This is a genomic window from Bacillus sp. SIMBA_005, assembly GCF_046535585.1.
Classification (GTDB): domain Bacteria; phylum Bacillota; class Bacilli; order Bacillales; family Bacillaceae; genus Bacillus; species Bacillus pumilus.
The window spans coordinates 105,935-126,174 of record NZ_JAWRWI010000003.1 but is presented as its reverse complement, the minus strand read 5'-3'; the positions used below and the strand labels follow the sequence as shown (position 1 = coordinate 126,174).

Sequence of the window (20,240 nt, the reverse complement as noted above, 5' to 3'; positions counted from 1 at the left end):
CCCGTCCACAGCTCTTGCTGATAAATAACGTATTGATGTGGTTTCATATGTTGATATAGAAAAGTTAAAGCATGAGATCAAAGGATAAACCCTTTCGTTTCCTTCTATTCAAGGATTTCTTTATACTTAAATTCAACGTATTACCGAAAGGATGTTGATGATGCCATCACTTCACATATTAGATCAAGTCGCTATTCCTAAAGGTCAGACAGCACAAGAGACACTGATTCACACAACGAAGCTGGCTCAGCTTGCAGAAGCTCTTGGGTATGAGCGTTATTGGTTTGCTGAACACCACAGCACAAGAGGGCTCGCTAGTACAGCACCTGAAATATTAATGGCACATATTGCCGCTCATACATCGACCTTACGTACCGGGTCTGGAGGCATTTTACTTCCGCAGTACAGCCCCTTTAAAGTAGCAGAGGTCACGCGGCAGCTTGAGGCTCTGTATCCTGGACGAATTGAAATCGGTGTCGGCAAATCTCAGGGCGGGATTGAAAGGACGAGACTGGCTTTGACAGACGGCGTGCATAAAGATCTATCTCAGTTTGATCGCCAGCTGAAGGATCTTCTATTTTACTTATCAGACAGCCTGCCTTCTGGACACCCGCATGCTGGGGTCAAAGCTTCTCCGCATATTGATACTCATCCGCCGGTTTGGCTGCTTGGTTTAGGAGAAAATAGTGCCATGCAAGCAGCGGAGCTTGGGATCAACTATATTTTTGGTCACTTTATTCACCCCGCACGCGGCAAACAAGCATTTGAGACGTATCGGTCTCACTTTTCTCCATCTGTCTTTTCCACACAGCCGCACGCAATGTTTGCCGTGTTTGTCATTTGTGGTGAAACCGATGAAGAGGCCGAACGGATCGCCACCAGTACAGATTTATGGCTGCTGCGTGTTGAAAAAGGACTGGACAGCCGCGTACCTTCTATAGAAGAAGCCAGTACCTATCACTACACCTCGCAGGAAATGAAAAAAGTGTTACTAAACCGCCAGCGGATGATCGTCGGCTCAAAGGCAACGGTGAAAGAGCAATTACTTAGCTTGATGGACCGCTATCAAACGGATGACATCATGATTCTCAACAATTCATTTGATCCGATAGAAAAACAGCGCTCCTTCAAACGAATCGCAGAATTATTTTGAAGCCGCCAATTCCCTTGGCTTCTTTTTTTACATTGTCATAAAAAATGGGAAATGTAACATAGAGATGTCAAAATCCTTCCGCCTGTCATCTAATCGCAAATGTGTCTTCTAATCGTTAGCGAACTGTAAACGCATAAGGGGTGTACCTTTTATATAGTAGAGGTACATATAAAAGAACCGTTTACGACGCTAGAAGGAAGGAGATGACAGGTTATGAATAAGAGACTCGACTGGGTCGATGCGGCTAAAGGGATTGGTATTCTTCTCGTGGTCATGGCGCATGTGCCCATTCCAGATCCGCTCAAGCAATTCATTTACTCTTTTCATATGCCGCTTTTCTTTTTACTATCAGGCATGATGTTTCGATCATCCTCACGCCCTGCTCTGTCATTTATTCAGAAGAAAGCCAAAAGCTTACTCTTGCCCTATCTCTATTTCTCCATCATTACGTATGTTTTCTGGTTCACCGTTACTCGTTTTTTTGCCTTTAAGGGACAAACGGATATTGACCCTTTCGTTCCGTTTACAGGTATTTTTATATCCAATGCAGATGAAGCTAGACTCACACATAACCCAGCCATCTGGTTTTTAACGACGCTCTTTTTAGTGGAAATAATCTTTTTCTTTATGCACCGTCTGACAAAAGGGAAACCTGCTGTCTTGAGCTTACTGACCCTTCTTTGCGGAGGTGCTGGATATGCCTCTACCTTGCTTTTAAACCAAAGTCTGCCGTGGAATGCCAATGTCGCCTTGACGGCTGTTGTGTTTTATTCCATCGGATTTTTGGCAAAGCAATGGTTTGTGGAATTAAAAACAGACCCAACCCTTCTTCTTTGTACAGGTCTGCTTGTACTGACGGCTTACATGCAAAGCTTTAATTCGCGGATCGATATGCGCGTGAATGACTATGGTGATCTTTTTCTTTTCTATGCATGTGCACTGCTCGGTTCAGCTGCTGTGATTTATTTAAGTTTCAAATTCAAAACGTCCCCTATTTTGACGTATCTCGGTCGAAATTCCATTGTTATTCTTGTCTTGCAGTTTGCCGGCATCGATATCATGAAAGCATTTGTTTATTATGGACTTGGTATCAATATTGCAGATACAGCGCAGCTCTCTTGGACTCTCTTTTACACGATTGGGACATTGCTACTTATGGTGCCATGTATCTCCTTCCTGAGTAAGTACCCGATGCTGCTCGGCAAACCAGCCAAAGCCGCACACCGCTACGAACAAAAAACATCCGCCGGCTGATTGGGCGGATGTTTTTTGGATTAATCATTGATTTGAGAAGGGTAAAGCGTCATTCCTCCATCTACAAATAAAGTGGTGCCTGTGATATACGAAGCTTCCTTAGATACGAGGAATGCAGCAGCGGACCCAATCTCCTTAGGTTCACCAAATGCTCTCATTGGAATCTTTTCAAGCTGCTTTTGTTTTTTCTGTTCATCCTGCAAATCATCATTCGATTCGGTCGCCATTGTACCTGGTGCAATCGCATTGATCCGAATACCTGCTTCCGCATAATCAAGGGCCAGCGTTTTTGTCATCATGTTCATTCCGCCTTTGGAAGTGGAATAGTGAACATTGAACGGGCGTGGTATTTCCTGATGGACACTGGATATATTTAAAATAGACCCTTTGATGTCATGCTCCATCATATAGGCGATTGCAGCCTTTGACCCTAAAAAGGCACCTGTGATATTGACATCAATGACTTTTTGCCATTGCTTGAGCGTCATCTCATGCGGCATCGCTTCTTCACCATTAAAGCCTGAATTATTGACGAACACATCGACTGTACCGAAATGCTCCAGTGCTGTATCCATGATCGCTTGAATTCCTTCCTCTTTGGAGACATCCGCGTGTACTTTCACCGCCCTACCTCCATTCTGCTGAATGGCTTGTACCGTTTCTTCAGCACCCTCTTCATCACCTTTATAGTTCACAACCACATTCATCTGCTCTTGTCCAAATCGTAATGCGATGGCTTGTCCGATTCCTTTTGAAGAACCTGTGACAATGGCTGTTTTTCCTTTTAAATCTTGATACATCTTTATTTCCTCCTATCACGTGCTTCATCTAGTTGATACACAATGGTTACCCATTTTGAAAAAAAGAAAAACACAACCCTCTGCAATCGTTGACTAAGAGGATTGTGCTGTTCATCAAGCTAAAAGGTGTTATAAACATTTTCACATGTTTCAGCGGTTGGCTGATAAAAGCAATGCGACTTATACCTTGCCACAAACGGCTGATTGTACCATGTCGGTGGACAATTACCAGGCGGTTTAAAATACCAAAGGCTGAATTTTGCTGGCCAAAATCGTTCTCCGTTAATATTCCTACGCGCAAGTGTTTTTTCCGTTTCTCGTGCTCGTTGATAAAAATAACCATGTGTGACTGCTTCAAATGCATGCTCTTGATAAATCATTTGTGGAATCGTACGCAGCCCTTTAAAGTCAGAGCAGTTGGCACGCAATCGGTTAATGCCCACATTCCCTACGAGCAGCATCCCTTGCTTCCCTTCACCTTCTGCCTCCGCTCTCAGCAGTCTGGCCATGAGATCAATATCAGAGCTTGTCGCTCTTACCACTGCCATACATCCACCTCCATTCGTTTCTCTTTTATTTTATGTAGGGTTTCTGTGTAGATGACTGCCATTTTGAAGGAAAAAGACACATTCCGTGTCGTGAGCCTGTCTAAATACCTCAATATTTTGCTGGACATGTGTCTCTATGGCAACAACACACAAACCAAGTAATCATGCGCATAACAGGAAAAAATATTCATTACTATAGACTCATTTACAAGTCATAAAAATCCTTCTAATTGCTACACCATTATCAAAAACAGTCATTTGAACCTATTCAACAATCCGACTCAAAACCTTAAAATATAAAATGTTGAGTTTTTACAGGAGATATCAAATCATAATTTACAAGTTTCTCCTTTCAACTTAGTGTCATTTTTACTATTTGAAGCTGTGCAACCTAAGAAACGCACTGAAGTATTGACAGTACTTTCGCTTCATTCTACAGTAAAAAACATACAGTATTTTTCTTTTTGTGCAAAAAGAACGATATGAACTAAAGATTTCCAATGAAATTCACCATAAAACCCGAGGAGGAAAACATCTCATGTTTAAAAAGAAATTATCCCTGTTTCTTCTGATCTTGTGTGTCACTGTTATCGCTGCTGCTTGTAGTGGTGGAAAAGAAAAGTCAGCTGCAAAGGAAAAAGATACAAAATCCCTTGATGCAGCAGAGGTAAAGGTAGAAAGTGCTGAGTACACATTACCACCTCAATACGATACATCTGTACAGGATGATCAGTATGTACTAAAAGTGAACGTATCTGTAAAAAATATCAGCAAAGAGCCTCTAAATGTTGATAAAAGCAACTTCACGCTTTACCAAGATGACTCACAGGTGTCTACGATCTCTCCAGATGACTACAACGAAGTATTATCTTCAAGCTCTCTAAATGCAGGAAAAGTATCAAAAGGCGGTCTTTTCTTTGTTGTTGACAAAGAAAAAGACTATCAGCTTGTGTACAATGAGCCAGGTAGTGGTTCTAAAAAAGATGACAAAACACTAGAATTCGATATTAAAGGTAAAGACTTAATGAAAAAAGCAGAAACACTTCAAGCATCTGCAAAAGCTCTTTCTTCTTATATTGATGTCATGATTTTTGGTAAGAATAACGACGAGTTCGAAAAACTAACAGGTGATAACAAATCAACTGTTGTAAACCAATTTGATAAATCATTCAAACAAGGCTACATCACGTCATCAGGTATTTCTTCTAGCTCAGCGAAGGACGAAAACCTTGATAAGCTTTTAAAAGCTGTAAAAGAAACATTAGCTGAAAAATCAAAAGTATCAACAAAAACAAAAGCCATCAGTGGTGATAAAGCCGTTGTGACTGTAACTCTTACACCAATTGATGCAAGCCCGCTTGTCGATCGTCTAAAAGAAAAAGCGACTGAGTTCTACAGCAAAAACCGTACTGCGTCTTATGATGAAGCACAAAAATATTTACTCTCGATCTACCCAGAAGAGTTCAAAAAATTAGGACCTTCATCTTCTGAAGAAACAGTTGAAGTCAACATGAAGAAAAATGACATCGACCAATGGAAACTTGATTTGAACGATTACAAAACAAGCTCATTAGTTGAAAAGTTCATCAAGAACTAATGAAAAACCCCCGATGCCGGGGGTTTTTTCTTATCGTTTTTCGTTTGATAATTACAGCCAAGAAAGTAAGATACGGTCTATTACGAGGGATTTTCTTTTGCTGCTTCATACTCTTTTATCACCTCAACCGGATCAACCGCATCCTCCTCTTGTGCGTATTCCTCTACATAAGGATCCATTAATTTCTCAAACTTTTGCTCATCGTCTACTAAAGCAATATACGTTTCATATCCTTCAAAATCAGATGGATATAAATGTGCAACGGAACTACCCGTTTCTAATGCCTCATCTATCGCTTTTCTTAATTCCAATAATCCTTTCCTGTTCCCCAAAATAAACGCTTCAAAATGGTGTGTTTGTTGAGCATATATATTACATAGCTCTAGCACATCATCGTCTTCTGTTTGATAAGACATACACGAATCACCTCTTTTAAAAAATTAGGATAATAATGTAAGTTCCACCTTCCATTATGCCATTCCTTTCACCCGATCGTGAATCTCTTTTATATAAATCTCTGGATATAAAAAACTTGCAGATAAAATCTACAAGTTTTTACTTTCTTTATTTCGCAAGCATCCATTTTTCTTTCATAAACAAGCTTCTCACGATCACAAACAAGATGACGACTGCCAGTGCTGAGGAGCCGAGTGTCAGAGTGATTGACATTGGATCGATGATGCCAAACATCAATTGCTTACAAAGCGCGTGAATATTAAGGAATGGGACAGCAAAGTAATACGTATCTAGCTGCGTAGCACCTGCTCTCATGGTAAAGAACATTGGGATCACACCTAATGTAATGATCATGGACATGTACGATTGTGCTTCTTTTACTGAGCTTGAAACGACACTGAGTAGCAGTTCAATCATCGATACCATGAATGAGAAGATGATAAGCGCCGCAAACATGACGGCGATAATGCTCCACATTTGATCACCAAAGTTCAGTGCTTGTTTTAGCTTTTCTGTAAAGAGCAGCGTGGATAAAAGCAGCATACCGATCGCCACAATCCCACTTAAAATCCCGAACATGGAGACAGCAAGCCATTTTCCGATGAGAATTTGGAGTCTGCTGGCAGGTGTCAGGAACAACGCTTCAATGGATTTTCGGTCTTTTTCACCCGCTACAATATCAAGCGCAGCAGGCAAAGCACCTGAGATAACGGAGGTCACCAAAATCATTGGAAGAAGAATCGACAAAAGCATAGAGGTCATGCCATTTTCTCCTTCTTCGCCCTCTTCTACATCAACGGCCTGCACCTGAAATGGGTGAACAACAGACGTATTGATTTGATCAGCGGCTAAACGCTTTTCTACGACTTGGTTTTGATACTGCTCCAGTAAGGATTGCAGCATTTGAACCGTGATGACCGAATCATCATCTGTTGTATACCCATGAATTTTAATTGCAAATGATTGTTGATGCTGAAGCATGTCGTCTGCCTCTTTCGGCATTTCCAGGTAAGCATTCGCCTTTCCATCTTTGACAGCTTGCTGCGGGTCATCAAATGTTTCAAGTGTGAGGTTTTTGACCTCTTTGACCATTTGATTCATTTCAGTTGGAAGCTTTTCATTCACTGCGACCGTATAGGTTTCATCTCCTGGATCTGCAATCATGCTTTCATAAAAGAACACCAATCCAAGCATCGTCAAAAGAGGAATCAGCACTGTTAAGAGCAGCGTTTTCCGGTCTCTTAGCGCATCTGTCATTTCTTTTTTAAATACGGTTTTCCACATTATGAAATCCCCCTAGCGAGCTTCGACATAAAGATATAGTTCAAGTCATCACTTTGTTCCTGTGTATATAATTCTGGAAGTGTCCCTTTATACACAAGCTCTCCTTGATGAATCATCATGACACTGTCACAAAGCTGGCTGACTTCTTCCATGATGTGGCTTGAAAAAAGGATGGTTTTATTTTGCTGCTTGAGCTGATGAATAAAGTCTCTGAAAATATTACTTGATGTGATATCCAAGCCTGTTGTCGGCTCATCAAATAAAATAATGTCAGGATCATGAATCAAGGTTCTGGCAATCGCCACCTTTTGTTTCATTCCTCTTGAGAATCCTTTCACCTTGCGATCCATGTATTGTCTCATCCCAAAACGCTTTGCCAAATCCTCTATTCTTGCTTTGATTTCATGTTGATCTAAGCCATACAATTTGCCAAAGTATTCAAGGTTTTCTCGTGCCGTCAAACGATCATAAAGTCCCGTCTCACCGCCAAACAAGACACCAATTCGCTTTTTCACTTCTGTTGATTCTTTCACCGTATCAAAGCCTGCGACAGTGACTGTTCCGTGCGTAGGTTCTAATAATGTGGCTACGGCGCGTAATAATGTGGTTTTCCCTGCACCATTTTCTCCTAGGATGCCAACAACTTCCCCTTCCTTCACGGAGAACGTCATATGCTTCATCGCTTTTACGACCTTTTTCTTATCTTTAAACCAGCAGCTGCAATCGCTGAGAGTAATCATGTGGTTCGCCCCTTTCAACTTTCTAAGTCTATGATAGAAAAAATGACGCTTCCTTGACATAAAAATGTCGCGAAACGTCCTTTTTCTGTCTTGAAATGATCTATTTTAAAAAAACAAATGGTAAAATAGACAAATAATAAGAAGAGTCATAGGTGATTTTTATGATAAAAGTAGGTCTCGTTGATGATTACCGAGTAGATTTAGAAAAGCTGCATGCCATTGTAGGCAGAATGGAGGCTGTGGAGATTGTCTTTGTCACACAGTCAGCAGAGGATGCATACGAGAAGGTCAAAAAAGGAGATATTGATCTGTTGTTCGCAGACATTGAAATGCCCGGAATGTCCGGTTATGAATTAGCGGATCTCATTCACTCTCATGCACTGAATGTCGATGTTGTATTTGTGACAGGAAATAGCGGATATGCGGTCCATGCATTTGATTTAAATGTTCACGATTATATTATGAAGCCCTACCAAGCCGATCGAATTGCCAAATCCTTAGAGCGCTACTTGTCCACCAAGCAGGAGAAAAGCATTCATGGACGGCTTCTCATTAAGCAGCAGTCAGATATTCACGTGCTGCAAAAGAAGGATGTCATTTTTGTTGAGCGAACAGGCAGGTCAACCACCATTGTCACAACAACAGGAGAAATCCAGACATATCAGACACTAAACGAGTTAAAGGGCGATCTAGCTGAAAAAGATTTTATCCGCTCTCACCGATCGTTTATCATCAATATTCATTACATTAAGAACTTCTCGGCGTATGCCAAAAATTCATTTATCGTGTCTTTTGAAGGTACAGATAAAAAAGCCATGATGACCAAGCAGCAATTAGAATACTTTAAGAAATACTATTTTTAAGGAGAACGAACGTGAACGCTTTCTATCTTGGATTCCGCATGTATGCTCTCATATGGCTAGGTCTTGCGTTTCATGCAGCAGCTGAAGCTTTTCTGCCGCTATCATCAGGAGTGCTGTGGCTCCTCACTTTTTGTGTGATTTGTCTTTATATATTTTTCATATACAAAAGGTTTTTGCCTCATGTGAGTGGTTTTGTGATGTTGGGCGCTTTTGCGCTCTTTACCTGTGCAGGTCTTTCCCTTTTTCTGACGCAAGGAAATGGATGGAGCCCTCTTTTGGCTTTTGTGATCATCATAACAACAGATATCCTTGCATTGAAGATGATGCAGACGGAGAGACGATTAAACGGTCGGCTTCAAGAACTGATCAACGCAGAATCAAGAACCAATGAATTGCTGCTTGAGCTGCGCAGTAAACATCATGAAACAGCTAGACATTTAAATGCCTTTTCCGCGTCGAACGACGAGCATGAGATCAAGGATTTGATTCAGCAATACGTGAAACATTTCCCTTGGATTAAAGGAGAAAATGCTTATTTGGCCTCAACCCTGCATTCCTTTTTCCAACGGGCTGAAAAAGAGGACATTGCCCTTTCTCTAGACCTTCAAGCACCTTTTTCATCGCTTCCCTTTTCTAAGGCGGATCAGGTTAGTTTCACTGGAAACTTGCTTGATAATGCCCTAGACGCCGCGATTGAAGCGAAGCAAGCCGGGAAAGAGGGCAGCATCTCGATTGCGACCTCTATTCGGAGCGGGCTCTTTTTAATCCATTGTGAAAACAGCACAAAAGGAATGGAAAAACACGTGTTAGACCATTTGTTCAAAAACTTTGGCCGCTCCACAAAAGGCGGCGATCATCAAGGAATGGGGACGTATATCATTCATCAGCTTGTTGAAAAGGCAGACGGTACTCTTGATTTTACTTACCGTTCTCCACATTTGCGGCTCGTCATCAAAATTCCCCTCACGATGTCATAAAAAAAAGGTGCAGCTAAGCACCTTTTTTAATTAAGAGAAAATGTGGTCAATTTGATTGATTTCTTCTTTTGTTAATTGAATTTCGTTTGTTTTTAGGTTTTGCTGAACTTGCTCAGCTCGTTTTGCACCTGGAATAATGGCGTCGATGCCGTCCTGCGCTAAAAGCCAAGCGAGTGCGACGTGTGCCGTTTCGGCGTTCTTTGATTGTGCAATCGCCTTTAGCTTGTCTACTTTTTCGAGGTTTTGAAGGAACGCCTCGCCTTGGAAAAGCGGATCTTTTGCTCGAATATCATCAAATGTCGCATCCTTCGTAAATTTACCAGTTAACAAACCTGACGCCAACGGGAAATAAGGAATAAAGGAAATACGATGCTCGACGCAGTATGGGAGAAGATCCTTCTCTGCCTCACGTTTCAGCAAAGAATACTCCGACTGAAGCACATCTAAGTAGCCATCTCGATTAAAGGCTTGAAGCTGTTCAAAATCAAGGTTAGATGCACCAATGGCCCTGATTTTCCCTTCATCCTTCAATTCCTTTAATGTGCCTGCTACTTCTTCCAGCGGCGTCCGGCCGTCCGGAAAATGCATATAGTATAAATCAATATAATCTGTTTGCAGTCGTTTCAGGCTATGTTCGACCTGCTCTCTTAAAAAGTCCCGGCTGTTATCCAGCTCAATTTGTCCGTTTACTTCTTTATGAGCCCCCTTTGTCGCAAGGACAAGGTTTTCTCTACCGCCTCTTTTGGCAATAATCTCACCGATCAATTCCTCTGAACGGCCCAGCCCATAAATAAAAGCAGAATCTAAGAAATTGACACCTTGATCAAGAGCTGTCTCCACAAGCTCTCGTCCGGCATCTTCACTCAGGTTCGGGAACAAATTATGTCCACCTACCGCATTCGTACCAAGCCCTATCGGATTCACCTGTAAATTAGTTCGTCCAAGCGTTACCTTTTTCAAAAGCTCATCTCCCTTATCTGCTTAATCATCCTTATTTTCCCATGAATCCTTTACAACATTCAAGTATCCTGCTCTCTGAAGCAGTAACACCCTCATTTCAAGATTTTCACTTAAAAAACATTTAAAACTGATAATAAATCTACAAATTAATTCTTATTGACCGGTATATTAGACTTGCAAATTTCCTTTTATTAATGATTTTTGTGTAAATTTCTTTCAAAGATAGGGACTAAAACCTATTCCTCATCATGATTGAATTTCGATAGAATGAAAAGTGCAAATCGTCATAAGGAGATTTTCCCCTGTAACACCCGAATATACCATCCTATCTGTTTCTTTTTTCATAGTCAGATAGCGGGAATGAAATGACGAAAGAAAAGCAAAGGAGCATCAACTGTGAATCTTAAAAAAATAAGTGCACTCCTCATGATTTCGTTCGTGATGATCATCTCTGCAGCTTGCCAGAGCTCAGCAAAATCAAGTAACGCTGATCAAAAATCAACAAAAACAGCAGAGGTAAAAGTCGATAGCTACGAATATACGTTACCAGAAGACTCAACAACTACACTAAGAGACAATGAATTGGTGCTAAAAGTCAACCTGACGATTACAAACAAAGGTGACAAAGCTCTATCATTATATAGCTCTGACTTCTCCCTTTATCAGGACGATGCCAAAGTATCTGATTTAAAATTTTACGGCAGTAAAGACCGTCTTGACCTCGGTTCATTGAACAAAGGAAAATCTCAAACAGGTGCTCTTTATTTCCTAGTAGACAAAGGGAAAAAATATCAGTTCGTGTACCAAGACAGCATCAAGAAAAACAGTGATTCGATTGAAATCAACCTAGATGGAAACAAAATATTAGATACAGCGAAAAAGCTGGATAACCCTGCAAAAGCGCTATCCGCTTATACGGATATCATTGTATTTGACAAAAAGAACGATCAATTTGCAGATTTAACAGGTGACAACCAATCCGATGTCGTGAATAAATACCACGACATGTTCGTAAAAGACTTCAAAAGAACCGCCGGCATGTACGGCAATGAAGTAAGTGACCGTGATATTCTGTCAATGTACAAACGGATTCAAGACACCATGAAGGATAAAACCAAAGTAGAAACAAGTGTAAAAACCATCTCTAATGACGAGGCGAAGGTTGTCGCTCAAGTAACAGGTATTGATGCCTCTAACTTAAAAGACAAGCTAGACAAGCAAAGAGATGAGTTTTACAACGGCAAGATCCGCTCTAAAGAAGAATTGTATAAGAAAAGCTTAAACTTGTACGCATCTGAATTCGAGAAGCTTCCCCCAGTCTCCAGCCCGGCTGAATACGAAGTGAAAATGAAACGTAATGGGGATGGTCAGTGGAAAATTGACCTTAACGATTATAATACATCACAGTACATGAGCGGTTTTATTAAAACAAGATAATCTTGAACTAAAAAAAGACGCTGGCACAATGAAGGTGCCGCGTCTTTTCTTATGCTATACCGTCGCCTCTTGCTCTTCTTTCACCGCTTTTTCAATATCTTTAAAACGGCTCGATACAGTAGACGCACTAATGCCATACTTTTTCGCTATTTGCGCTTGAGAAAGCGGGGCATCACTTGCAAGTGAATGAATGTAATATTCGATTCCCGCAGCAAATGATGCTGCTTTACGGATCACAGGTGATTTCTGATCACAATAGGCCTTCCACACGGTTAAAGCGCCATCTGTCAGGCTTTGGTCCCCGTGTTCCTTCATTCCGTCTTCAATCAGCTTAGCTGTTTCCAGTTGAACGTCACTTGCCCAGTCCATGCGATCTGCTGTTAGACCTGTATCGCCTTCTGTTTGAGCAGATGTTTCTAATTCTTCTACTTCTTGCTTCGCAAACAAACACTTCAACACATCAGGGAATGATTCTCTCATAAATGTGCTGCGCGTTCCTCCATTTGCCTCATATGCTTCAACAAGCTGACGAACTTGAAGAAGAAGCGTATCTGTAAACTCTTTCGCAAACATCGTATATTGAATGAAAAACTCTGCTTTTTCTTCAAATTGAACAGGGAATCCAAGTACGAGACTTCCCTTTTCAGGCAGCACTGTTTGATCCGGTTTTACATCTACTTCAACCTTTTCGGCTGTCACCATATTCTCAAAGTAAAGAGACTCGTCCGTTTTTTCATTTAATAAAAGCAAAGATGGCTCCATACCTGTCCATGATTGAACCACTTGTTTTGTTTTCGGACGGGTAATATCTTCCGCTTTCTTTGTCAGGAATTCTTGGAAGATGGTTTCTTTCTGATCGGTTAATGGACGGAAAAAGATGCCCCATACACTCAAATGAAAGACTGAGATTTGTTGCGTTTCTTTATCCATATCTGCAAGAAAAGAAAACTCATTAATGAATTGATTGATGGCTCTCTGATGTTTAGAGAATGCGTAATTCATTAAATCCTTTTGAACTTGTACAGCTTCCTTAAACACAAGCTCAGACGTTTGTTCTCCGCCTGACTTTTGACCACAGCAATGTTTATATTTTTTTCCGCTTCCGCAAGGGCAGAGCGCATTTCGTTTAATTTTTCCCAAAATAAAACCTCCGACATTCTAGTCTAACCTCACTATTTTAACAAACGATTGCACAGGAGAGTTTTATTTTCAAGAAAAAAGAAAAATCAGAATGATCAGTTAAATAATAAAGATACTTGAAGATCTCGATAGATCATAGGAATAGCAGTCTTTTTCTGTTTATTTTCTCCAATCATTCCAATAGATTTTCTTCAGCTCATTCCCTCAAATAACTGCTTTGCTTCAAAATAAAAGATTTGAACAAACTTCTTCGTATTGACTCTGCCAGTTGATCCTGCGGATGAAGAGGTTTTCTGCATTTCTTTCATTCTTTGGCTGACATCGGTAAAGTCAAAAAACTTCGACGCATAGTGCTCAAACTTAGGATTCGAGAAATCTGTTAATCCTAGTGAAGCAAAATGATTCAAGGAATGATGAATAGCGCGTCTAATCCGCTGCTCTGCCGCTTTCACTTCCCTCATCACTTCTACATCGGTTGCCCCATGATCCAGCTTCCTCTCCGCAGTTTTGATAAAGAGCTGTTTTAGCGGCGGGAAATTGACCTCATGAGAATTGGCTGACTGTGTTTCATGTAAATAGATCAGGATCTCTAGTAAATCCTTAGATCCGCTCTCTCCAACAATTCCTAGTTCGGATAAGAGAAATTCCCCCGCCTCTTTCATCGTCCTTTTCTTCAACCCAGCACCCGTCGTATTATGAGAAATCACTGGCTCTAACGGCAGCACATGGCGAAGGGAAGCTTGAATATCGTAAATCGATTTCTCAAGCTTAATCCGCTCCATGACTTTTCGAATCACACTGACAATTTCAATTCGATTGACAGGTTTATGAATATAATATTCGATCCCTAATTCATAGGCCTCTGCCATCATTTCTTTCGCCTCTACTTGAGAAATCATCATGATTTTGCCTTTGAATTCAGGGTGAATATGACGTATGGTTTGAATGCCATCTCTAACAGGCATTAAAAGGTCAATCAGAAGGATGTCTATTTTTTTTAGGTTCAATGAATGGGCTTCTAATCCAACTCCATCATCGGCTTCATCCACGACCTCTCCCAAATCTTCATCCTCAATGATTTGTCCTAAAATCGAGCGTATTGCACGATCATCATCTGCAATGAAAAACCGCATACACTCACCCTCTCTGTATTAAATTTTGTATAGGAAGGATTAGCTGAAAAGCTGTTCCCTTTGTTTCTCTTTGTTCGATTTTAATTGTACCGCCAAGCTCTTTAACCAGCTCTTTCACATAGGATAAGCCAATCCCAGTTGATGGTGTTCCATATGCATCAAATTTGGAAGTATAGCCTGGATCAAATACGATGTCTCTCATTTTTTCTGGAATTCCCGGGCCATCATCTTCAATCCGAATCTCTATTTTATCATGTCTTCCTTTCAATACGAGTGAGATCATTCCGTCATCCTTTATGGCTTCAACCGCATTTGCCATTAAATTATTAATGAGCGATAAGAAAATGAACACATGGTAATCATGCAAATGAATGCCTTTTATATCAGATGTAAAGGAGATGTTTTTCCCTAGAGAGAGCGCATACTTTTCTTGAATGCGGAGGACAATTTGAACGAGCTCTTCCGCATTCATATAGTCTTGCATATTTTCCTTAGAAATCAGCTTCGAAAGCCCAGCATAAATACGCTGATTGTCCTTTTTCACTTCATGGATTTCTCCTGCGAGCTTCAACAGTTCCTGACTCACTTCCTTGCCTGCTTCATGTTCATGCATTAGACGATAAAGCCTGTATGATTCTTGCGTAATATGCTCTGTATGTTTTAACGTTTTCTTTAAATGAACCGTTTCTTCATATAAATTAGAAATGACCAGCATCATATGTTCATTTTGTTTCATGATCTGCTTCTCTCTAGATTGTGCCTCATACAGCTTCATCATATTAAAAAAGCTGATCACCACAAAACTGTGAGCAAACGCAATGAGAAACATATCACTCAGCTTTGATAGCGTCATCGTCGTATCAAATACTAAATATTGCACAAACAACTCAACAAAATCAGCCACTAATTCAATCATCAGACCAATGATCCCAATAAAAATAGAGCGCTGTTTAAAACGTCCCGTACGGACGGCAAAGAACAGGAATGCATATGTAAAATAGAAAAAGAAACTTGGAAATTGCTGATAAAATGATGCGGCGAAACCAGCATGATGCTGAATTAGATCTAAGCCTACTCGAAAAAGCACAATGGCTGCGCCTGTTAAAAACCCGGGCAAGAACGGTCTAGATTTCCTTAAGAGTAATAAACAAAAGAAAAACGCAGGTGCGCCAAAGCTGATCCGGAACGTCTCATTCACAGGATAAAACTTCAGTTCTCCTGCAAGCGGCACAATTACCACCATAAAAATTAATATGAATGCGTCTTTTTTAACAAGCTGGTTTAAACTCAAATGACTAACATCCCTTCCCCTTTTTGCATAGCCACAGTATACAAGGAGACTCTTTTCTTCACAATGTACAAAAAAATAATTTTCACAGCTCCTTATTTCCCCAAAATCCTTTTTTATGACTATTCACCGAGATGGCATGGTGACCTTTCAGCTATTCAGCATTTTGGTGATTGTCTACAATAATGGGAATTGTTTAGACAATGATCGACAAACTGATTTTTATTTGTAAGTTTTTCTGTAGATTTTCGTCAGATTGTGTAGTTTCCAAGATAAATTGAATGAACAATTTTAGTGAAACTATATGTAAGCGTTTTCTGAATTTTCACTAAAAACCCTTTTTGTTTTTTCGCCGCCAAAGCCTTCATTTGAACATATATTTAGGTGTAAAGGAGTGGTACAAGCAGCGCATGACAAGTTCTTTGAAGATGTGTAACATGTTTTCGTGCCTATTTGATCGCATTTTTTGTCATCCGCCAATTCAATAGGGTACTTTTTGATTTTTGATTGGAGGAATCGTATGAAAACAGCAATTTCTAATAATACACAACACGCATGCCAGTCTTCTGTTGATCAATGGGCAGAAGAAATTCGTCCGTATTACAAAAATGGACAAAACGCTGGCTACATTCCAGCACTCGGAAAAGTGAATTCCTCTCAACTTGGTATCAGCGTGATAGGCCCAGATGGATCATCTGTACGATATGGTGATTGGGACGTTCCCTTTACCCTGCAAAGTATCTCAAAAGTCATCAGCTTTATAGCTGCCTGTTTAGGAAGAGGCGTTCCTTACGTCTTGGACCGGGTAGATGTAGAGCCAACTGGTGATGCATTTAATTCCATCTACCGTCTTGAGATGCATAAACCAGGGAAGCCCTTTAATCCAATGATTAATGCTGGAGCTATTACCGTATCCTCCATCCTTCCCGGAAAGACTTCTACAGAAAAGCTAGCATATATTTTCGATTTAATCGAAAACTTAATAGGAAAGCGTCCATCTGTTAATGAAGAGGTTTATCAATCAGAATGGGCAACTGCGCACCGTAACCGTGCTCTTGCTTATTACTTAAAAGAAACCAATTATTTAGAATCAGATGTCGAAGAGACATTAGAAGTGTACCTAAAGCAATGTTCCATCGAGGTCACAACTGAGGACATCGCCTTGATTGGACTCATTATTTCAAGTGATGGCTACCATCCCTTTAAACAAGTCCAAGTCATCCCAAAAGATATCGCAAGACTAACAAAGGCATTGATGCTGACATGCGGCATGTATAATGCATCTGGTAATTTTGCTGCTTTCGTAGGCGTACCAGCCAAAAGTGGTGTGTCTGGAGGAATTATGGCTTGCGTTCCGCCAAGCGCAAGAAGAGAATTCCCGTTTCAGACAGGCTGTGGAATCGGTATTTATGGTCCCGCCATTGATGATTGTGGTAATAGCATTACCGGTGTCATGATGCTGAAAAAGCTCGCCAAAGAGTGGGATCTCAGTATTTTTTAAAGAAATAGGATGAATTAGAAGAGGTGATGTTATGAATGGTTTATTAACAACAACAAATGGTTTTCTATGGTCATATATTATTGTTGCACTATTAATTATTGTCGGCCTTTATTTCACATTCAGGTCTCGTTTCCTTCAAGTGCGTATGCTGAAGGAAATGGTGATCGTTCTGAAAGAAGGAACAAATAAACAAAAATCTGGCGTATCACCATTCCAGGCCTTTGCTATTAGTATGGCGGCTCGGGTTGGAACTGGGAACATTACTGGGATTGCGATCGCAATTGCCATGGGTGGTCCTGGCGCTATTTTTTGGATGTGGATTCTAGCCATTATTGGTTCTGCGTCAAGCTTTGTTGAAAGTACGCTTGCCCAAGTGTATAAAGTAAAAGATCCATCAGGCTTTCGCGGTGGTCCCGCCTACTATATTGAAAAAGGCTTAAAGAAACGCTGGATGGGGATTTTATTTGCTGTATTAATCACCATTTCTTTCGGTATTGTCTTTAACGCTGTACAGTCGAACACCATTACCATTGCTTTTGAAAATTCATTTGGCACAAATCGTTTGATCGTAGGCGTTATTATGGCTATTGGATTTAGTATCATCATTTTCGGCGGGGTCAAGACGATTGCCAAGATGGCTGAATACATTGTGGTCTTCTTAGCTGTCGCTTATATTGGTATTGCTCTTTTTGTCATGATTACAAACATTACTGAACTGCCTGGTGTGATCCAGACGATTATTTCACATGCATTCGGTATTGAACAGTTTGCAGGTGGTACCATGGGTGCCGTCATTATGGAAGGGATCAAACGGGGTCTATTCTCAAACGAAGCTGGGATGGGTAGCGCACCAAACGCTGCTGCAGCTGCCGTGACGAGCCACCCTGTAAAGCAAGGATTGATCCAGGCATTTGGTGTCTTAATTGATACACTGATTATTTGTACAAGTACTGCCTTTATCGTTCTTTTCTCAAGTGCATATAAAACGACAAAATTAACAGGTATTGAGCTTACTCAAGCATCTTTGAGTGAACACATCGGTCCTTGGGCTTCTGGAGTTCTTGCCATTATGGTTTTCTTATTTGCGTTTAGTACGCTGATCGGGAATTATTACTATGGTGAAACGAACATTGAGTTCCTTAAATCAAGCAAAGCCTGGTTGATTGGATACCGTATTGCGGTCATTGCTATGGTTTTATTCGGTGCTGTAGCAAGTGTTCCTTTTGTTTGGAATCTTGCCGATCTGTTTATGGGCTTAATGGTCATCGTCAACCTCATTGCCATTACCATGCTGTCCAAAGTCGCCTTTGCAGCATTAAAGGATTATTCACGGCAGAAAAAAGAGGGGAAAGATCCAGTCTTTTATAAAAATGCCGTTCCAAACAATGAGAACATTGAATGCTGGGACGATGAACCTGCTTCGTTGAAAAAGAATCATATTGGGTAAATCACAAAAGCTCTGGTCCCCTGACCAGAGCTTTTTTCTTTAGTTCAAAAATTCGAGTATGAGTTTGTTCACTACTTCTGGTTTTTCATGATTGATCCAATGAGAAGCATCATCGACAAAAATCAGTTGACCATTAGGGCAAATCTTCATCGTTTCCTTCGCCAGCTTTCTGCTTAAAAATTTGTCCTCCATCCCCCAGATCATGCGAACAGGCACTAAAATACGTTTAGATATCGGCTTTTCAAAGCCTCCCTTTTTGATCGCGCGATACCAATTAAGCATCGAGGTCATGGCACCTGGCTGCGTCCAAGCCAGCTTATAGCTTAATACATCTTCTTTCGAGAACAAATGTGGTCTTGCAGTCAGTCCTATGGCTTCATCCAGCTTTTGAAAGTGATTTTCTTGGAGTGCTGCCTCTGGCACATTCGGAAGCTGAAAGAAAGCGATATAGGAGCTTTTCTTCCACTGTGGCGGATAAAACGGAAGAACCTTCATCATCACCCGCGGATGCGGCATGTTGACAATGATTAGTTTCTCTACATATTGAGAACGTGTGGATGCCAAATGCCAAGCAACTGCCCCGCCCCAATCATGCCCCCCCACAATCGCCTTTTGATTCGGACTAAGGGTCTTAATCAGCCCTACGATATCATCTCTCAGTTGATCTAATACATAGGATTCGATTCCTTCTGGCTTATCACTTAGATGGTAGCCTCTTTGATCAGGAACGACGACACGATATCCTGCCTCGGCTAGGGGCATAATTTGGTTCTTCCAGCCGTACCAGAACTCAGGAAATCCATGCAGCAGTATAAGCAGCGGGCCATCCTCAGGTCCAGCCATTGCTGTGTGAAGTGTTACACCATTTGTTTGGATTGATTGAAATTCAATTCGCTCCATCGCTTTGCCACCTTCCTCCTTGTTCTTTTATTCTTCCAACATAGCATATTTTCCATTTTTCAGAAAATAAAAGCACTCCCAAAAAAACCTTCACGAAGGTGAAAGTCCAGATTGTTGACAAAAGGCTAAAATGATCTTGATTTTAGCCTTTTGTCTTCTTTTCAGCGTGATAGAAAACCTTTGCAGTCTAGAAAGGATGAGTACTGGCGCGGAGCGAATTTGTCATTCGTGAGCACCAGCACGCAGGACTGACACCGAATGCGAGGGTTTGTCTACACGCTGAACCTTCACGAAGGTGAAGGTCTTGGTTTATTTCATATAATTCAGCACCCAGATCAACCCATTTTTGCGGTCCTGTACTTGTCCGTGAAGTGCGCCAAAGAACGTATCCTGTAATTCGACCATTACATCTCCATCAGCTTCCAGCGCTTCATATACAGCCTTTAGTTCTTCTTCATTGTCAAACTGCATAATCAATCTGAGATGTTCAGGCTTTGGTGTGCGGCCAAACGTATCTGAAAAGTGAAGCAGTGATTCTCCAAGGTGCAGTTCTGCATGCAGCACACGGTCTTGATGTTCATTTAAAATATGAATATCCCCGCCAAAAATCCCTTGATAATATTGAAGAGATTCCTTCACATCGTCTACCACAATATAAGGACTAACACTAATCATACCCCTCATCCTCCTCTTGTTCCGTCCATCTTCTCTTTTATAGCTTATCCCAAATCGTATGAAAAAAGGCACAAATCGTCAACGGAT

At 40.9% G+C, this 20,240-nt stretch carries 19 protein-coding genes; 8 read left to right on the top strand and 11 right to left on the bottom strand.

The genetic code is table 11. The features are described from left to right. Positions 1–160: 160 nt before the first annotated feature. Both SB660_RS05865 and SB660_RS05860 read left to right on the top strand, forming a co-directional pair. Positions 161–1,153 carry an LLM class flavin-dependent oxidoreductase gene (locus SB660_RS05865; RefSeq protein WP_410581739.1) on the top strand — a complete coding sequence of 331 codons (993 nt, stop codon included), beginning with the start codon at positions 161–163 and terminating at the stop codon, positions 1,151–1,153. A 213-nt stretch (positions 1,154–1,366) separates the two neighbouring features. Further along, complete coding sequence (locus tag SB660_RS05860) at positions 1,367–2,407, top strand: acyltransferase family protein (protein WP_058015232.1); 1,041 nt, start codon at positions 1,367–1,369, stop codon at positions 2,405–2,407. A gap of 20 nt (positions 2,408–2,427) precedes the next feature. On the opposite strand, the gene SB660_RS05855 is transcribed toward SB660_RS05860, so the two are convergent. Together SB660_RS05855 and SB660_RS05850 are read right to left on the bottom strand one after the other, a co-directional pair. After that, positions 2,428–3,207 carry a glucose 1-dehydrogenase gene (locus SB660_RS05855; protein ID WP_339164829.1) on the bottom strand — a complete coding sequence of 260 codons (780 nt, stop codon included), beginning with the start codon at positions 3,205–3,207 and terminating at the stop codon, positions 2,428–2,430. 119 nt (positions 3,208–3,326) lie between these two features. Further along, complete coding sequence (locus SB660_RS05850) at positions 3,327–3,755, bottom strand: cell wall hydrolase (protein ID WP_003217242.1); 429 nt, start codon at positions 3,753–3,755, stop codon at positions 3,327–3,329. A gap of 538 nt (positions 3,756–4,293) precedes the next feature. On the opposite strand from SB660_RS05850, the gene SB660_RS05845 reads away from it, so the two are divergent. Further along, positions 4,294–5,352, top strand: a complete 1,059-nt coding sequence (locus SB660_RS05845; RefSeq protein ID WP_339164827.1) for a DUF4352 domain-containing protein — start codon at positions 4,294–4,296, stop codon at positions 5,350–5,352. A gap of 80 nt (positions 5,353–5,432) precedes the next feature. Here the strand turns inward: SB660_RS05845 and SB660_RS05840 are convergent, their stop codons facing one another. The 3 genes from SB660_RS05840 to SB660_RS05830 all read right to left on the bottom strand — a co-directional run bounded on the left by SB660_RS05840 (position 5,433) and on the right by SB660_RS05830 (position 7,832). After that, positions 5,433–5,768, bottom strand: a complete 336-nt coding sequence (locus tag SB660_RS05840; RefSeq protein ID WP_144463146.1) for a hypothetical protein — start codon at positions 5,766–5,768, stop codon at positions 5,433–5,435. A gap of 148 nt (positions 5,769–5,916) precedes the next feature. Further along, a complete protein-coding gene (locus SB660_RS05835; RefSeq protein WP_058015228.1) occupies positions 5,917–7,092 on the bottom strand; it encodes an ABC transporter permease in 1,176 nt (391 codons plus the stop codon). Further along, positions 7,092–7,832, bottom strand: a complete 741-nt coding sequence (locus tag SB660_RS05830; protein ID WP_044139233.1) for an ATP-binding cassette domain-containing protein — start codon at positions 7,830–7,832, stop codon at positions 7,092–7,094. Before SB660_RS05830 ends, SB660_RS05835 begins: the two co-directional genes overlap by 1 nt. Positions 7,833–7,993: 161 nt before the next feature. Here SB660_RS05830 and SB660_RS05825 point away from each other — a divergent pair, with 161 nt between their 5' ends. Further along, positions 7,994–8,695 (top strand): LytR/AlgR family response regulator transcription factor, encoded by a 702-nt coding sequence (locus tag SB660_RS05825; protein ID WP_058015227.1) that lies wholly within the window; start codon positions 7,994–7,996, stop codon positions 8,693–8,695. Positions 8,696–8,979: 284 nt separating this feature from the next. Beyond that, entirely contained in the window at positions 8,980–9,672 is a 693-nt protein-coding gene (locus tag SB660_RS05820) for a sensor histidine kinase (protein WP_235567071.1), read from the top strand. 30 nt (positions 9,673–9,702) lie between these two features. On the opposite strand, the gene SB660_RS05815 is transcribed toward SB660_RS05820, so the two are convergent. Beyond that, positions 9,703–10,632 (bottom strand): aldo/keto reductase, encoded by a 930-nt coding sequence (locus SB660_RS05815; RefSeq protein WP_180309640.1) that lies wholly within the window; start codon positions 10,630–10,632, stop codon positions 9,703–9,705. A 396-nt stretch (positions 10,633–11,028) separates the two neighbouring features. On the opposite strand from SB660_RS05815, the gene SB660_RS05810 reads away from it, so the two are divergent. Then, entirely contained in the window at positions 11,029–12,069 is a 1,041-nt protein-coding gene (locus tag SB660_RS05810; RefSeq protein ID WP_058015225.1) for a DUF4352 domain-containing protein, read from the top strand. A 54-nt stretch (positions 12,070–12,123) separates the two neighbouring features. Here SB660_RS05810 and SB660_RS05805 read toward each other — a convergent pair whose 3' ends face one another. The 3 genes from SB660_RS05805 to SB660_RS05795 form a co-directional block, all read right to left on the bottom strand. After that, entirely contained in the window at positions 12,124–13,209 is a 1,086-nt protein-coding gene (locus SB660_RS05805; RefSeq protein ID WP_058015224.1) for an SEC-C metal-binding domain-containing protein, read from the bottom strand. Positions 13,210–13,400: 191 nt separating this feature from the next. Next, on the bottom strand, positions 13,401–14,342 hold the full coding sequence (locus SB660_RS05800) for a response regulator (protein ID WP_058015223.1): 942 nt from the start codon (positions 14,340–14,342) through the stop codon (positions 13,401–13,403). A gap of 4 nt (positions 14,343–14,346) precedes the next feature. Next, entirely contained in the window at positions 14,347–15,633 is a 1,287-nt protein-coding gene (locus tag SB660_RS05795; protein WP_410581732.1) for an ATP-binding protein, read from the bottom strand. A 517-nt stretch (positions 15,634–16,150) separates the two neighbouring features. Between SB660_RS05795 and SB660_RS05790 the strand changes: the two genes are divergently transcribed. Next, positions 16,151–17,131, top strand: coding sequence for a glutaminase (locus SB660_RS05790; RefSeq protein WP_012008818.1), 981 nt, complete (start codon positions 16,151–16,153; stop codon positions 17,129–17,131). 31 nt (positions 17,132–17,162) lie between these two features. Then, positions 17,163–18,578 carry an alanine/glycine:cation symporter family protein gene (locus SB660_RS05785; protein ID WP_058015221.1) on the top strand — a complete coding sequence of 472 codons (1,416 nt, stop codon included), beginning with the start codon at positions 17,163–17,165 and terminating at the stop codon, positions 18,576–18,578. A gap of 39 nt (positions 18,579–18,617) precedes the next feature. Here SB660_RS05785 and SB660_RS05780 read toward each other — a convergent pair whose 3' ends face one another. Then, positions 18,618–19,478, bottom strand: a complete 861-nt coding sequence (locus SB660_RS05780) for an alpha/beta fold hydrolase (RefSeq protein WP_058015220.1) — start codon at positions 19,476–19,478, stop codon at positions 18,618–18,620. 309 nt (positions 19,479–19,787) lie between these two features. After that, complete coding sequence (locus tag SB660_RS05775) at positions 19,788–20,153, bottom strand: VOC family protein (protein WP_169057456.1); 366 nt, start codon at positions 20,151–20,153, stop codon at positions 19,788–19,790. Positions 20,154–20,240: the final 87 nt, after the last annotated feature.

Excerpts from the sequence above, each read along its gene's own strand:
- SB660_RS05800 (WP_058015223.1), bottom strand. The coding sequence starts at position 14,342 with ATGCGGTTTTTCATTGCAGATGATGATCGTGCAATACGCTCGATTTTA.
- SB660_RS05790 (WP_012008818.1), top strand. The coding sequence starts at position 16,151 with ATGAAAACAGCAATTTCTAATAATACACAACACGCATGCCAGTCTTCT.
- SB660_RS05780 (WP_058015220.1), bottom strand. The coding sequence starts at position 19,478 with ATGGAGCGAATTGAATTTCAATCAATCCAAACAAATGGTGTAACACTT.
- SB660_RS05775 (WP_169057456.1), bottom strand. The coding sequence starts at position 20,153 with ATGATTAGTGTTAGTCCTTATATTGTGGTAGACGATGTGAAGGAATCT.
- SB660_RS05855 (WP_339164829.1), bottom strand. The coding sequence starts at position 3,207 with ATGTATCAAGATTTAAAAGGAAAAACAGCCATTGTCACAGGTTCTTCA.
- SB660_RS05835 (WP_058015228.1), bottom strand. The coding sequence starts at position 7,092 with ATGTGGAAAACCGTATTTAAAAAAGAAATGACAGATGCGCTAAGAGAC.
- SB660_RS05845 (WP_339164827.1), top strand. The coding sequence starts at position 4,294 with ATGTTTAAAAAGAAATTATCCCTGTTTCTTCTGATCTTGTGTGTCACT.
- SB660_RS05785 (WP_058015221.1), top strand. The coding sequence starts at position 17,163 with ATGAATGGTTTATTAACAACAACAAATGGTTTTCTATGGTCATATATT.
- SB660_RS05860 (WP_058015232.1), top strand. The coding sequence starts at position 1,367 with ATGAATAAGAGACTCGACTGGGTCGATGCGGCTAAAGGGATTGGTATT.
- SB660_RS05850 (WP_003217242.1), bottom strand. The coding sequence starts at position 3,755 with ATGGCAGTGGTAAGAGCGACAAGCTCTGATATTGATCTCATGGCCAGA.
- SB660_RS05865 (WP_410581739.1), top strand. The coding sequence starts at position 161 with ATGCCATCACTTCACATATTAGATCAAGTCGCTATTCCTAAAGGTCAG.
- SB660_RS05830 (WP_044139233.1), bottom strand. The coding sequence starts at position 7,832 with ATGATTACTCTCAGCGATTGCAGCTGCTGGTTTAAAGATAAGAAAAAG.
- SB660_RS05840 (WP_144463146.1), bottom strand. The coding sequence starts at position 5,768 with ATGTCTTATCAAACAGAAGACGATGATGTGCTAGAGCTATGTAATATA.
- SB660_RS05825 (WP_058015227.1), top strand. The coding sequence starts at position 7,994 with ATGATAAAAGTAGGTCTCGTTGATGATTACCGAGTAGATTTAGAAAAG.